This is a genomic window from Pseudomonas phoenicis, assembly GCF_047302395.1.
GTDB lineage: Bacteria > Pseudomonadota > Gammaproteobacteria > Pseudomonadales > Pseudomonadaceae > Aquipseudomonas.
In genome coordinates, this window is sequence record NZ_CP154852.1 from 3,627,174 (window position 1) to 3,640,230 (window position 13,057).

At 62.6% G+C, this 13,057-nt stretch carries 13 protein-coding genes; 8 read left to right on the forward strand and 5 right to left on the reverse strand.

The genetic code is table 11. The features are described from left to right. The first annotated feature begins 6 nt into the window (after nucleotides 1–6). Nucleotides 7–756: a DUF599 domain-containing protein gene (locus AA0Z93_RS16310; RefSeq protein WP_413047905.1), complete on the forward strand. Its 750-nt coding sequence runs from the start codon at nucleotides 7–9 to the stop codon at nucleotides 754–756. 67 nt (nucleotides 757–823) lie between these two features. Here the strand turns inward: AA0Z93_RS16310 and AA0Z93_RS16315 are convergent, their stop codons facing one another. Beyond that, complete coding sequence (locus AA0Z93_RS16315; RefSeq protein ID WP_313740077.1) at nucleotides 824–1,114, reverse strand: hypothetical protein; 291 nt, start codon at nucleotides 1,112–1,114, stop codon at nucleotides 824–826. 352 nt (nucleotides 1,115–1,466) lie between these two features. Here AA0Z93_RS16315 and htpG point away from each other — a divergent pair, with 352 nt between their 5' ends. From htpG to AA0Z93_RS16330, 3 genes are all read left to right on the forward strand, one after another. Beyond that, on the forward strand, nucleotides 1,467–3,374 hold the full coding sequence (gene htpG / locus AA0Z93_RS16320; RefSeq protein WP_413047904.1) for a molecular chaperone HtpG: 1,908 nt from the start codon (nucleotides 1,467–1,469) through the stop codon (nucleotides 3,372–3,374). 98 nt (nucleotides 3,375–3,472) lie between these two features. Then, the gene (locus AA0Z93_RS16325; protein ID WP_413047903.1) at nucleotides 3,473–4,198 is read left to right on the forward strand and encodes a dienelactone hydrolase family protein; all 726 of its coding nucleotides are present in this window, start codon (nucleotides 3,473–3,475) and stop codon (nucleotides 4,196–4,198) included. A 129-nt stretch (nucleotides 4,199–4,327) separates the two neighbouring features. Then, entirely contained in the window at nucleotides 4,328–5,332 is a 1,005-nt protein-coding gene (locus AA0Z93_RS16330) for an amidohydrolase family protein (protein ID WP_413047902.1), read from the forward strand. A gap of 244 nt (nucleotides 5,333–5,576) precedes the next feature. On the opposite strand, the gene fabB is transcribed toward AA0Z93_RS16330, so the two are convergent. The 4 genes from fabB to AA0Z93_RS16350 form a co-directional block, all read right to left on the reverse strand. Then, nucleotides 5,577–6,797: a beta-ketoacyl-ACP synthase I gene (fabB, locus tag AA0Z93_RS16335; protein WP_413047901.1), complete on the reverse strand. Its 1,221-nt coding sequence runs from the start codon at nucleotides 6,795–6,797 to the stop codon at nucleotides 5,577–5,579. Nucleotides 6,798–6,808: 11 nt separating this feature from the next. Continuing rightward, complete coding sequence (gene fabA, locus AA0Z93_RS16340; protein ID WP_413047900.1) at nucleotides 6,809–7,324, reverse strand: 3-hydroxyacyl-[acyl-carrier-protein] dehydratase FabA; 516 nt, start codon at nucleotides 7,322–7,324, stop codon at nucleotides 6,809–6,811. 223 nt (nucleotides 7,325–7,547) lie between these two features. After that, nucleotides 7,548–9,470 carry a response regulator gene (locus AA0Z93_RS16345; protein ID WP_413047899.1) on the reverse strand — a complete coding sequence of 641 codons (1,923 nt, stop codon included), beginning with the start codon at nucleotides 9,468–9,470 and terminating at the stop codon, nucleotides 7,548–7,550. Further along, on the reverse strand, nucleotides 9,467–10,354 hold the full coding sequence (locus tag AA0Z93_RS16350) for an ABC transporter substrate binding protein (RefSeq protein WP_413047898.1): 888 nt from the start codon (nucleotides 10,352–10,354) through the stop codon (nucleotides 9,467–9,469). Before AA0Z93_RS16350 ends, AA0Z93_RS16345 begins: the two co-directional genes overlap by 4 nt. A 357-nt stretch (nucleotides 10,355–10,711) precedes the next feature. On the opposite strand from AA0Z93_RS16350, the gene AA0Z93_RS16355 reads away from it, so the two are divergent. From AA0Z93_RS16355 to AA0Z93_RS16370, 4 genes are all read left to right on the forward strand, one after another. Continuing rightward, on the forward strand, nucleotides 10,712–11,737 hold the full coding sequence (locus tag AA0Z93_RS16355; RefSeq protein ID WP_413047897.1) for an NAD(P)H-dependent glycerol-3-phosphate dehydrogenase: 1,026 nt from the start codon (nucleotides 10,712–10,714) through the stop codon (nucleotides 11,735–11,737). A gap of 15 nt (nucleotides 11,738–11,752) precedes the next feature. Beyond that, on the forward strand, nucleotides 11,753–12,127 hold the full coding sequence (locus AA0Z93_RS16360) for a DUF4389 domain-containing protein (protein WP_413047896.1): 375 nt from the start codon (nucleotides 11,753–11,755) through the stop codon (nucleotides 12,125–12,127). Beyond that, complete coding sequence (gene sixA, locus AA0Z93_RS16365; RefSeq protein WP_413047895.1) at nucleotides 12,124–12,579, forward strand: phosphohistidine phosphatase SixA; 456 nt, start codon at nucleotides 12,124–12,126, stop codon at nucleotides 12,577–12,579. Before AA0Z93_RS16360 ends, sixA begins: the two co-directional genes overlap by 4 nt. A gap of 98 nt (nucleotides 12,580–12,677) precedes the next feature. Further along, a complete protein-coding gene (locus AA0Z93_RS16370; protein WP_413047893.1) occupies nucleotides 12,678–13,025 on the forward strand; it encodes a hypothetical protein in 348 nt (115 codons plus the stop codon). Nucleotides 13,026–13,057 lie beyond the last annotated feature (32 nt).

A 13,057-nucleotide genomic window follows, 5' to 3' on the forward strand; every position in this document is an offset into this window, starting at 1 on the left:
CGCCCCATGACGTTCATCGAAAACAACCTCAGCCACGTGCTGGCCGTCTGCTGGTTCGCCCTGGCCTGGGGCGGCTATACCCGTTATGCCCTCTGGAAAGCGCGGGACACTGCGTGTCTGGCCAGTGTGCTGCACCTGTACCGGGAAGACTGGATGCGGCGTATGCTGCTGCGCGACAACCGTATCGCCGATGCCAGCGTGATAGGCAACCTGGAGCGCAACGCCTCGTTCTTCGCTTCCAGCACGCTGATCATCCTGGCCGGCATCCTCACCGTGCTCGGTGCCACTGATCGAGCCCTGTCGCTGTTGGCCGACCTGCCTTTGGTGCAGCCGGCCTCACAAGGTATCTCGGAGCTCAAGTTGCTGTGTCTGGCCATGGTCTTCGTGTATGCCTTCTTCACCTTCAGCTGGTGCATGCGCCAATACAATTTCGCGGCGGTAGTGGTGGGTTCGGCGCCGATGATCGGCGAGCGGCAGGTCAGCGAGCAGCAGCGCAACGCTTATGCGGCAAGGGCAGCACGTGTGTTGTCGTTGGCGGCCAACCAGTTCAACTTGGGACTGCGGGCTTATTACTTCGCAATGGCGCTGTTGACCTGGTTCATCAGCCCCTGGATGTTCATGCTGACCACCGTCGGTGTAGTGCTGATTCTGTATCGGCGCGAATTCCATTCCGATGTGCTCGAAGTGATGGTGTTCACGGCCACCGAAAGTGTGCCGAACGACACGGCCAAAGACGCGGCAGTAGGGCAGTCGTAAACACAATCGGTTTAAATCGGCGCATAAAAAAACCCGGCATCGCCGGGTTTTTATTACCGCCAGGCAATTACTGCTTGGCAGGCTCTGCAGGAACGGTGGTGTTCGGTGCAGTGGTAGCAGGCGTAGCGTCGTCGCGCGCTTCTTCAGCGGCTTTCTGCTGGGCTTCGGCCTGGTCGGCAGCAGCTTTGGCCTTCTCTTCGTTCGCGTCGTTGACCTTGTCCTGAGCGTCGTTCATTTTTTCCTGAGCGTTCTGGGAATGCTCCTGTGCGTCCTGGGCTTTGTCTTCGCTGGCTTTATCGCAAGCGGCCAGGCCCAGGGTAGCGGCCAACATCAGAGCAAAAGCAAAAGGTTTACGCATGATTGTGTATCTCCGTGGGTGAATAAGTGACTTGTTGCTTCGAGTTGTGCCCTGTGAAAGAAGTTCCAAGGGTATTTCAGATAAACAGCCTGTTGTCGTGAAGGCACAGCTGCAGGTCTTGTTGAATAACGCACAGGGGCGGATGTCCGTTTTATTGCGACCTTGTTGGCACCTCACGCTGGCTCAGGGCGCGCGCCCCAAGCGCACGTACGCTTCGATGGATTCTAACGCGGTTGTAAAAAGCCGCCCCTTGAAATGCCCGACCCAGCCCCCATCTGTTGGACATCCCGCCCTGAAAGCAGGCCTTGGCCGTCACGGCGACTTGCCCCAACCAATTGGAGTTTTGAAGACCATGAGTGTGGATACTCAAAAGGAAACCCTGGGCTTCCAGACCGAAGTGAAGCAGCTGCTGCACCTGATGATTCACTCCTTGTATTCGAACAAGGAAATCTTCCTGCGTGAGCTGATCTCCAACGCCTCCGACGCGGCCGACAAACTGCGCTTCGAAGCCCTGGCCAAGCCCGAGCTGCTCGAAGGTGATTCGGAGCTCAAGATCCGCGTGAGCTTCGACAAAGCGGCCAATACCGTGACCTTGGAAGACAACGGCATCGGCATGAGCCGCCAGGACGTCATCACCCACCTGGGCACCATCGCCAAGTCCGGCACCGCCGACTTCATGAAGAACCTCACCGGCGACCAGAAGAAGGACTCGCACCTGATCGGCCAGTTCGGCGTGGGCTTCTACTCGGCCTTCATCGTCGCCGACAAGGTCGACGTGTTCAGCCGTCGCGCCGGCCAGCCGGCCGCCGAGGGTGTGCACTGGTCTTCCAAAGGCGAGGGCGACTTCGAAGTCGAGACCGTCGACAAGCCCGCGCGCGGTACCCGCATCGTGCTGCACCTCAAGGCCGGTGAAGACGAGTTCGCCGATGGCTGGCGCCTGCGCAACGTGATCAAGAAGTACTCCGACCACATCGCCTTGCCGATCGAGCTGCCCAAGGAGCAGGCCGAAGCCGCCGAGGGCGAAGAGGCACCGGCGCAGGAGTGGGAAACCGTCAACCGCGCCAGTGCCCTGTGGACGCGTTCGCGTTCCGAGGTCAAGGACGAGGAATACCAGGAGTTCTACAAGCACATCGGCCACGACTTCGAAAACCCGCTGACCTGGAGCCACAACAAGGTCGAAGGCAAGCTGGAGTACAACTCGTTGCTGTACGTGCCGGCCCGCGCGCCGTTCGACCTGTACCAGCGCGAAGCGCCACGCGGCTTGAAACTGTACGTGCAACGCGTGTTCATCATGGATCAGGCCGAGTCGTTCCTGCCGCTGTACCTGCGCTTCATCAAAGGCGTGGTCGACTCCAACGACCTGTCGCTGAACGTGTCGCGGGAAATCCTGCAAAAAGACCCGATCATCGATTCCATGAAAACCGCGCTGACCAAGCGCGTGCTGGACATGCTGGAGAAGTTGGCCAAGAACGAGCCTGAGCAATACAAAGGCTTCTGGAAAAACTTCGGCCAGGTGCTCAAAGAAGGCCCGGCCGAAGACTTCGCCAACAAGGAAAAGATCGCCGGCCTGCTGCGCTTCGCTTCTACCCAGGGCGACAACGGCGAGCAGGATGTGTCGCTGGCCGATTACCTGGCACGCGCCAAGGAAGGTCAGGACAAGGTCTACTACCTCACCGGCGAGTCCTACGCGCAGGTCAAGAACAGCCCGCACCTGGAAGTCTTCCGCAAGAAAGGCATCGAAGTGCTGCTGCTGACCGATCGCATCGACGAGTGGCTGATGAGCTACCTCACCGAGTTCGATGGCAAGCAGTTCGTCGACGTCGCGCGCGGCGATCTGGACTTGGGCGCCCTGGATTCCGAGGAAGACAAGAAGGCGCAGGAGGAAGTCGCCAAGGATAAGGAAGGCCTGGTGGAGCGCCTGAAAACCGCTCTGGGCGACAGTGTCGCCGAAGTGCGTGTGTCGCACCGCTTGACCGATTCGCCGGCGATCCTGGCCATCGGCGAGCAGGACCTGGGACTGCAAATGCGCCAGATTCTCGAGGCGAGCGGGCAGAAGGTACCGGACTCCAAGCCGATCTTCGAATTCAACCCGAGCCATCCGTTGATCGAGAAGCTCGACCATGAGCAGAGCGAAGACCGCTTCGCCGAGCTGTCGCACATCCTCTTCGACCAGGCTGCCCTGGCTGCGGGCGACAGCTTGAAAGACCCGGCGGCCTACGTGCGCCGTCTGAACAAGCTGCTGGTCGAGCTGTCTGCTTGAGTTGATGCGTCTGTACGAAAGCCCGCTTCGGCGGGCTTTTTTCATGGGGCCGGCACACGCTGTGGGGCGGCCGCGACGTGAATACACAGGAGAAGTACATGAGCAAGGTCATCACCGAATCACTGACCTACCGTTGTTCCGGGCAGACCTTCGAAAGCCGTCTGGTCTATGCCCAGGACGGCCTGCCGCGGCCCGCGCTGATCATGGCGCCGAACTGGATGGGTGTCACCCCGGGGGCCGAACGCATTGCCCAGGAAGTCGCCAGCCGCGGCTACGTGGTGTTGCTGGTCGACCTGTATGGGCAGACGCTGCGCCCGAGCAACGCCGACGAAGCGCTGGCAGCCATGATGCCCCTCAAGGACGACCGCAATGAGCTGCGCAAGCGCATGAACGAAGCGCTGGCGCAGTTGCTGGGGCAATCCCGGGTGGTGCTGGCGCCGGGCAAGGTGGCGGCCTTCGGTTTCTGTTTCGGCGGCTGCTGTGCGCTGGAACAGGCGCGTAGCGGAGCGGACCTGAAGGCGGCGATCTCTTTCCATGGCACGCTCGATACCCCGGACGAGGACGACGCCAAGCACATCAAAGGTGCCGTACTCGTGCTGCACGGTGCCCAGGACCCCTTGGTGCCCAAAGAGCAATTGCCAGCTTTCGAGGCGGAAATGTCGGCTGCCGATGTGGACTGGCAGTTGACCAGCTACGGTGGCGCGGTGCATTCGTTCACCGATCCCGATGCCAACGTGCCGGGCAAGAACCAGTACAACCGCAAGGTGTCAGAGCGGGCGTTCGCAGCCATGTACAACCTGCTGGACGAGGTGTTCGCACGCTGATCGTTCAAGCGTTCGTCCCCAGGCGCCGGCCCATTACCACCGGGCCGGCGCGTAGGGCGGGGTAGGGCTGAACCCTGAGCGTCAGGCACGGGTCTATCGGGCTTCAATTCGATGAAGGAAGCCCCCGCCATGATCGCCAGAGCGCTCGCCGCCGTGATCTGTACCGGCCTGCTGTCGCAACCCTGCCTGGCGCGCGAGTACCGTTATACCGACGCCCACCTGCACTACGTCGACTTCTTCCAGGAAACCGAAGGCATGCCCGCGTTGCTCAAGGCCATGGACGAGGCGGGTGTCGATCAGTCGATGATCTCCGGTATTCCAGTCGCCAAGAAATGGCATGAAGACGAGCCCAAGCGGCCGCGTTACTACGCAGGCGATGACGCTAGCGCCTACTGGTACAGCGCCACTGATGTATACGTCGCTGCCGCCCTGCAGGCCTTGAGTCCGGAGCAGCGTCAGCGTTTCCATCCGTTTCTCAGCGGCTTCAACCCGGTCGACAAGAACTCGGCCAAGCACATCGAACGCATGCTCGACCTGTACCCAGGGCTGTGGCAAGGCATCGGCGAAGTCTTTACCCGGCACGATGACCTTACGGCGCTGACCAGTGGAGACACACCCAGGGCCAACAACGAGGCGATGAACCTGATCTACACCCTGGCCGGCAAACGCGACCTGCCGGTCTTGGTGCACTCCAACATCACCTCCAAGCGCGAGCGCAACGCGCTGTACCTCGAGGAAATCGAGCAACCGCTGCGCGACCATCCGACCACGCGCTTCATCTGGGCCCATGCCGGCAGCAGCATGGAGATCCATCGCCATCAGACGCAGATGAAATTCCTGCTGCCGACCCTGACGCGGCTGCTCGAAACCTACCCGAACCTGTATGTCGACTTGTCTTGGAGCGTGCTCGAACCCTATCTGCTGGATAAGCAGGGCAAGCCACGGCAGGGCTGGATCGATCTGGTCCAGCGTTTTCCGGACCGGTTCATGCTCGGCTCCGACGTGGTGGGACGTTTCGACAGCATCGGCGAGCAGATGAAGGGCTTCGATCTCTTCCTCGATGCCTTGCCCGAGGCGGTGGCCAACAAGGTTGCGCGTGAAAACTTCATCGCTTTGTTGCCCAAGGGTCGTTGACGCACAGCCGCCAGGCTAACCGCAGAAACGAGAACGCCCCGAACCGATTGGTAATATTGTTCAGTTGAGCTTTGTCGCATCACTGGGGCAGCTCTGCGGCCCATCGCGGCTGAAGCCGCTCCTACAGGTTACTCATTTCCCTGTAGGAGCGGCTTCAGCCGCGATGGGCTGCGGAGCTGCCCTAATCGCTCAAATGAACAGCATTACTAACCAGCCGGGGCGTTTCTAGGAGCTGCCTACAGTATCACTTGCCCTGCCAGCGCTTGAGCACCAGGGTGGCGTTGGTGCCACCGAAGCCGAAGCTGTTGCTCATCACGGTGTCGATCTTGGCGTTTTCGACCGTGGTGCGCTGGATCGGCAGGTCGGCGACCGCAGGGTCCAGTTCGTCGATGTTGGCCGAACCTGCGATGAAGTTGTTTTCCATCATCAGCAGGCAGTAGATCGCCTCGTGCACGCCTGCGGCGCCCAGCGAGTGACCGGACAGGCTCTTGGTCGAGCTGATGGCCGGTGCCTTGTCGCCGAACACTTCACGTACGCCCTTCATCTCGGCGACATCGCCGACTGGGGTGGAAGTGCCGTGGGTGTTGAGGTAATCGATCGGGGTATCGACCGTGGACAGCGCCTGCTGCATGCAGCGGATGGCGCCTTCGCCGCTTGGCGCGACCATGTCGTAGCCGTCGGAGGTGGCGCCGTAGCCGACGATTTCGGCGTAGATCTTGGCGCCACGGGCCAGGGCGTGCTCGAGTTCCTCGACCACGACCATGCCGCCGCCACCGGCGATGACGAAGCCGTCACGGTCGGCGTCGTAAGCGCGCGAAGCCAGTTCCGGCGTGTCGTTGCGCTTGGTCGACAATGCGCCCATCGCGTCGAACAGGAACGATTGGCTCCAGTGCTCTTCTTCGCCGCCACCGGCGAAGACGATGTCCTGCTTGCCCCATTGGATCTGCTCCAGCGCGGTGCCGATGCAGTGTGCGCTGGTGGCGCACGCCGAAGAGATCGAATAGTTGATGCCCTTGATCTTGAACGGCGTGGCCAGGCAAGCCGAAACGGTGCTGCCCATGGTGCGGGTGACGCGATAGGGGCCGACGCGCTTGACGCCTTTTTCGCGCAGGGTGTCCAGCGCTTCCATCTGGTTCAGCGTGGACGCACCACCGGAACCGGCGACCAGGCCGGTACGCGGGTTGGAGACCTGCTCTTCGCTCAGGCCGGCATCCTTGATGGCGTCCTGCATGGCCAGGTAGGCATAGGCGGCGGCATGGCCGACGAAGCGGAACACCTTGCGGTCGATCAGTTCTTCGAGGTTGAGGTCGATGGAGCCGGACACCTGACTACGCAGCCCTTGTTCCTTGTATTCCGGGTTGTAACGGATACCTGGACGGCTGTTGCGCAGGCTTTCGGTGACAGTAGCTTTGTCATTGCCCAGGCACGAAACGATGCCCAGACCAGTGATAACGACGCGGCGCATGCGAATGACCCTTAGAAGTTGTCTGTGGAGGTGAACACGCCGACCCGCAGGCTTTCAGCGGTGTAGATCTCTTTACCGTCGACGCTGACCGTGCCGTCGGCAATGGCCATGTTCAGCTTGCCTTTGAGAACACGTTTGATGTGGATGTTGTAAGTGACCTTCTTCGCGGTCGGCAGGACCTGCCCGAAGAACTTCACTTCACCCGAACCCAGTGCCCGGCCACGGCCCGGCAACCCTTGCCAGCCCAGGTAGAAGCCGACCAGCTGCCACATGGCGTCGAGGCCCAGGCAGCCCGGCATGACGGGGTCGCCTTCGAAATGGCAGGCGAAGAACCACAGGTCAGGCGTGATATCCAGCTCGGCGACCAATTCACCTTTGCCGTACTTGCCACCCTCGGCGCTGATATGGGCGATACGGTCCACCATCAGCATGTTCGGGGCGGGCAGTTGCGCATTACCTGGGCCGAACAGCTCACCGCGACTGCAGCGCAGCAGGTCTTCCCGAGTAAAGGCGTTTTGTTTGGTCATGCGAGCTCCTCAATAACCCCCTGTGGCAGGGGATGAATCTTCCCGGCCAACCCCCGAACGCCTTGCGTCAGTGGGGCGGCAGCCTACAGGTAGACTATTGCGTTGTAGTGAAAGTCACAGTGCGTCCGGTAAACAAGTACAGGTGTTCACTGAAACGTGCATTTTCAGGTTATGTGGCGGTCCTGTCCAGTGCCGGGCAGAACATTAAGACTGCCGCAATTCTTCATCGATCGCCACCCGACACGTCGTGATCGGGCAGCCAGCGTTGCAGAGCGGCCAGCAATTCGGTGCGTTTGAGCGGTTTGCTCAGGTAGTCGTTCATCCCGGCTGCCAGGCAGCGCTCGCGGTCGCCCTGCAAGGCGCTGGCGGTCAGGGCGATGATCGGCAGGTCACGCCCCTCGGCCAGTGCCCGGATCCGTCGCGTCGCCTCGTAGCCGTCCATCAACGGCAGACGGCAGTCCATCAATACCGCCGCGAAGGGTCGTTGCTGGATCTGCTCCAAGGCCTGCTGACCGTCACCTGCTACGCAGGTCTGGAACCCCAGGCTGCGCAGCATGGCTTCGATCACACTGCGGTTGACCGGATTGTCCTCCACCAGCAGCACCGGCCGTTCCTCTCGGGGGGCACTGGACACGGCCGGCGCACGCGGCGCCAAGGTCGTCAGTTGCGACAATGCCAGCGGCATTTCCAACGTGAAGGTCGAGCCCAGGCCCTCGCGGCTCTGGGCATACAGCACGCCGCCCATGCGCTCGGCCAGGGTCCGCGCGATCGACAGGCCCAGGCCGGTACCGCCATAACGGCGCGAGATCGAGCTGTCGGCCTGCTGGAAGGCGACGAACATCGTCTCCAGACGCTGGTCGTCGATGCCAATGCCGGTATCGCGTACTGCGCAGACGAAGCGGATCTGCTCGTCTTCGATCAGCCGCCAGCCAGCTTCGACGACCACCTCGCCACGCTCGGTGAATTTCAAGGCGTTGCCGATCAGGTTGAGCAGGATCTGACGAATCCGCGTCGGATCGCCTTTCACCTGCAGGGCTTCGAGGCTTTCCCGCGCTTGCAGGCGCAGGGTCAAGCCGCGCTGATCGGCGCTGTGCTGGAAGGAGTGCACGCAATTGGCGATCAGCTCCCCGAGGTTGAAATCGATCGACTCCAGTTGCAGCGTGGTGCGCTCGATGCGCGAGAAGTCGAGGATGTCGTTGATGACCTTGAGCAGGTGCCCGGTCGATTCGCTGGCCACGCTGGTGTACTCGGCCTGCTCGGCCGTCAGCTCCGTGGTGTCGAGCAATTGCAGCATGCCCAGCACGCCGTTCATCGGCGTGCGCAGCTCGTGGCTCATCATCGCCAGGAAGTCGGATTTGGCGCGGTTCGCCTGCTCGGCTTCTTCACGGGCCTGGACCACCTGTGCCATGGCCTGGCGCTGCTCGTCGCTGGCCTGTTCCAGAGCGAACGCCAGGTTGTTGATGTGCGCCGCCAGGTGGCCGAGTTCGCTGTCGTCCATCACCGGCACCTGGGTGGTGAAGTCGCCTTGCTGGATCGCCCGTACCGCCTCGCCCATGGCGCTGATCGGAGTCGACAGCCGGGTCGCCAGGCGCCGGGCGAGAAAAAAGGTGAACAATAGGGCGCACAAGGCCAGGATGCCGGCCTTGATCACCATTTCCTGCTGGCGCTCGCTGAAGGCGTCGTCCGACATGCCGACGATCACCCGGCCCAGATAGTCGTCGCCGACGTTGGGCGCGACGGTGCCCGGCTGCAGGAAGTCATCGTCCAGGCGAATCTGCTGCAAACGGATGGCCGCCTGGAACACCTCGACCCGTTGGGCGCGATTGAGACTTTCGTCCGCCTGCTCGACGTAGACCAAAATGTGGTTGCGGCTGTCCTGTACCTCGAGAAAACGCACGTGGGGAATGCTCAAGGTGGCTCGCATGAGGCTTTCGAGCATGTCGTTGTTGCCCGAAATCACGCCGTATTCCGAGCCCGGCGCCAGCTGGTTGGCGATCAACTGGCCGGTGTGGTTGAGTTCCTGGCGCAGGTCCTGCAAACGGACGAAGGTGAAGAAGCCGATCAGCAGCAGGGTCAACAGCAGGGCAGGGCCGAGGCTGATCATCTGGGTGCGGGTGTGGATGTCCCAACTCAGGCGCTTGCTCATGGGCTTGGCGCTCCTTCGATCGCCAGGGCGGCAGCGGTGGAGTCGATCGGCTCGAGCCCCAGCGTATGCGCCACGCGCTGGTTGCCGCTGACGCCGAACTGACTCGGATAGAGGCTGCGCGGCCACTGCGCGGCGGGCTGGTCGAGCAGACGGTCGAGCACGGCCAGCCAATCGGTCTGGTCGCTGAAGGTGCTGGCCAGAGCGCCGGCACGCACGAAACCTGCGGTGGGGCCGATCAACGGGAGCTGGCGGCTGTAACTGCTGAGCAACAGATTTTTCGCGGTAAGGGCGTTGTACAGCTCGGGGTCGTCGAGGCCCAGAAGTACGTCGCTCTCGGCCAGTACCTGTTGCAGCGCGCGGCTGTCGCGCGGGCCGCTCCAGGCTTGCGGCACGATCTCCAGGCCCAGGCGACGGGCGACGGGGCGTAGCTCGTCGAGCAGAAACTGGCTGCGTTCGCTGTACAGCACACCGACCCGGCGAGCCTTTGGCAGCAGATAGTGGATCAGGCGTAGTTGCCGTCCCGGTAGCGGGTCGCTCCACAGCAAGGTCAGGAAGGCCGGACGCTGATGCGGCCAGCGCTGCTGGGCCTGTACCCGGTTGATGCGCAGCACCAGCGCTGTCGGGCCTGCGCTTTGGCTCAGGCGCCAGTCCAGCGCCGCATCGTCGAGCAGGATCAGACGCACGTCGGGTTCGAGGGTGGCCGGTGCGGGCATTTGTGCGACGCTGCGAAACTGCACGACGTCATCGGTACGGCGCGCTTGCAAGCCGGCGCTGAAGCTACGATAGCTGGGCTGCGCCTCGGCACCGATCAGCAGCACGTCGGCGGCGAACGATCCGGTCAAGGGCAACAGCCACATCGCCATGATGCGTAATGCCCGCCACATCAGCGCCTCGCTCCGGCAAGGGCACTACGCGGTGGTGTGTGGGTCCGGGTGAAGCCCATGAATCCTTTGCGCGCCGCCATGGTCACACCGTTACGCGCCAGCCCGACGGGCAATGGCAGGCGAACGCCTACGGCAAAGCCGCCGTATGGGCCGCAGCGAGGTAGGCAAGGGGCTATTGACGCGCCAGGGGACACGGGACGGCCTTGGGTCAGGGGCAAGCCGGCTATGGTAAACCACCGCACGGCTTTTACCAGTGTGCTCGGCGCGAGCGGCAGCTTGCCTGCCGGCGCTGGCGATGCGCAGGCACACCCGTATAATGCGCCGGCGCACTCAATTCAATGGTTCGATGGACGACATATGACTCAACAGCAACCCGTCGCGGTGCTTGGAGGCGGCAGCTTCGGCACCGCCGTGGCCAACCTGCTGGCCGAGAACGGCGTGCCGGTACGCCAATGGATGCGCGACCCGCAGCAAGCCGAAACGATGCGGGTCAAACGCGAGAATCCACGTTATCTCAAGGGGATCCGCGTACACGACGGCGTCGAACCGGTCAGTGACCTGCTCGCCACCCTGCAAGGCTGCGACCTGATGTTCGTGGCCCTGCCTTCCAGCGCCTTGCGCAGCGTGTTGTCGCCCCATGCCGCATTGCTCGGCGGCAAGGGCCTGATCAGCCTGACCAAGGGCATCGAGGCGCAGAGCTTCAAGTTGATGAGCCAGATCCTCGAGGAAATCGCTCCGCAGGCGCGTATCGGCGTGTTGTCGGGCCCCAACCTGGCGCGCGAAATCGCCGAGCATGCCCTGACCGCCACCGTGGTGGCCAGCGAAGACCAGGCCCTGTGCCAACAGGTGCAGGCCGTGCTGCACGGTCGCACTTTCCGCGTCTATGCCAGCACCGACCGTTTCGGCGTGGAGTTGGGCGGTGCCTTGAAGAACGTCTATGCCATCATCGCCGGCCTGGCCGCAGCCTTGGGCATGGGTGAGAACACCAAGAGCATGCTGATCACCCGCGCCCTGGCGGAGATGACGCGCTTTGCCGTCAGCCAGGGCGCCAACCCCATGACGTTTCTGGGCCTGGCCGGGGTCGGCGATCTGATCGTCACCTGTTCTTCGCCAAAGAGCCGCAACTACCAGGTGGGCCACGCGCTGGGCGAGGGCTTGTCGTTGGCCGAGGCGGTCGAACGCCTTGGCGAAGTCGCCGAAGGCGTCAACACGATCAAGGTGCTGATGGCCAAGGCCCAGCAGGCACAGGTGTACATGCCCCTGGTCGCCGGGCTGCACGCCATCCTCTTCGAAGGGCGTACGCTGGACCAGGTGATCGAACACCTGATGCGCGCCGAACCCAAGACCGACGTCGATTTCATTTCGATCGACGGTTTCAACTGAGCCAAGGAGTGACACATGAACCCGACCCCGGAACGCGGCGAACACGAATCGATTCTGCTGCGTGTGCTGTGGATGCTGGTCTTTCTGCTGGTCTGGCAACTGGCCGAGGTGCTGCTTGGCGCGCTGGTGCTGGTGCAACTGGTCTACCGCCTGGTCTATGGCGCCCCGAGCGCCAGCGTGATGAACTTGGGCGACAGCCTGAGCCAGTACCTGGCGCAGATCGGTCGCTTCGGCACTTTCCATACCGATCAGAAGCCTTGGCCGTTCAGCGACTGGCCCACTCCACGGCCGCCGCAGGGTGAAGCCGCGCACGTGGTCGAGCCGGCCGTGCAGCCGGCCCCACCCGTACAGCCGGCGGCGCCCGCCGAAGACGAGTCGCCCAAACCATGAAGCTGTGGGTATTGCGCCACGGCGAGGCCGAACTGCGCGCCAACAGCGATCCCGAACGACGCCTTACCGCCCAGGGACGCGACCAGGTGCTGCGCAGCGCCCTGCACCTGCAGGATCAGCCGCTCCAGGCGGTATTCGCCAGTCCTTATGTGCGGGCCCAGCAAACCGCCGCGCTGGTGCAGGGCGCGTCGAGCCTGGCGCCGTCGGTGACCACGGTCGGTTGGCTGACGCCTGACAGCGATGCCGAGCAGGTCATCGCTAAGCTCGAACAGCTGGGGCTGGAGCACGTACTGCTGGTCAGTCACCAACCTTTGGTCGGCATTCTGGTGGCCTTGCTCGAGCAGGGCCAGCGCCAACAGCCCGCACCGCTGGGCACAGCCAGTCTGGCCGAACTGGAAGGCGACTGGCCGTTGCCCGGTCTGATGACCCTCAAGGCGCTTCATCATTCCTGAAGGCGACGCAACTGACATTTTTGTCAGTTGCCGATCGCCGCAGACCCTTGCTAGTTTTTCGCTATCACGCATGGGCAGAGCCCAGGGAAGTCGTCTTGATGAGCACTCGGTATCTTGAGTTGGTAGGGTCGGCGGATTTACGCGCGACCGTGTTGAAAGTGGAGAGCGACCAGTCGCTCGATTTCGCCGAGTACCGCCTGCTTCAGGACAGCGCCAACGCCAAGCTCGACCAGTTGATTCGCAAGCTCGGCCATCCCGACGACCTCGAAGAGCTGCGCATGCTCAGTGCGCGCATGGCGCACCTCTTGCAGAGCAGCTGCCTGGCACTGCGCCGACGCAAGCTGCCGCGCCAGGACCAGACCTTGGCGCGGCAGGCGCTGGAAGCGCAAATCGCGTACATGCAAGCTTGCCTGCGCCGCTCGCTGCTCAGTTTCGACCAGCCCTGACTGACCTGATCGCCGTGGGCAATGACCGTTCT

Coding starts and splice junctions, on each gene's coding strand:
- AA0Z93_RS16310 (WP_413047905.1), top strand. CDS start 7: ATGACGTTCATCGAAAACAACCTCAGCCACGTGCTGGCCGTCTGCTGG.
- AA0Z93_RS16315 (WP_313740077.1), bottom strand. CDS start 1,114: ATGCGTAAACCTTTTGCTTTTGCTCTGATGTTGGCCGCTACCCTGGGC.
- htpG (WP_413047904.1), top strand. CDS start 1,467: ATGAGTGTGGATACTCAAAAGGAAACCCTGGGCTTCCAGACCGAAGTG.
- AA0Z93_RS16325 (WP_413047903.1), top strand. CDS start 3,473: ATGAGCAAGGTCATCACCGAATCACTGACCTACCGTTGTTCCGGGCAG.
- AA0Z93_RS16330 (WP_413047902.1), top strand. CDS start 4,328: ATGATCGCCAGAGCGCTCGCCGCCGTGATCTGTACCGGCCTGCTGTCG.
- fabB (WP_413047901.1), bottom strand. CDS start 6,797: ATGCGCCGCGTCGTTATCACTGGTCTGGGCATCGTTTCGTGCCTGGGC.
- fabA (WP_413047900.1), bottom strand. CDS start 7,324: ATGACCAAACAAAACGCCTTTACTCGGGAAGACCTGCTGCGCTGCAGT.
- AA0Z93_RS16345 (WP_413047899.1), bottom strand. CDS start 9,470: ATGAGCAAGCGCCTGAGTTGGGACATCCACACCCGCACCCAGATGATC.
- AA0Z93_RS16350 (WP_413047898.1), bottom strand. CDS start 10,354: ATGTGGCGGGCATTACGCATCATGGCGATGTGGCTGTTGCCCTTGACC.
- AA0Z93_RS16355 (WP_413047897.1), top strand. CDS start 10,712: ATGACTCAACAGCAACCCGTCGCGGTGCTTGGAGGCGGCAGCTTCGGC.
- AA0Z93_RS16360 (WP_413047896.1), top strand. CDS start 11,753: ATGAACCCGACCCCGGAACGCGGCGAACACGAATCGATTCTGCTGCGT.
- sixA (WP_413047895.1), top strand. CDS start 12,124: ATGAAGCTGTGGGTATTGCGCCACGGCGAGGCCGAACTGCGCGCCAAC.
- AA0Z93_RS16370 (WP_413047893.1), top strand. CDS start 12,678: ATGAGCACTCGGTATCTTGAGTTGGTAGGGTCGGCGGATTTACGCGCG.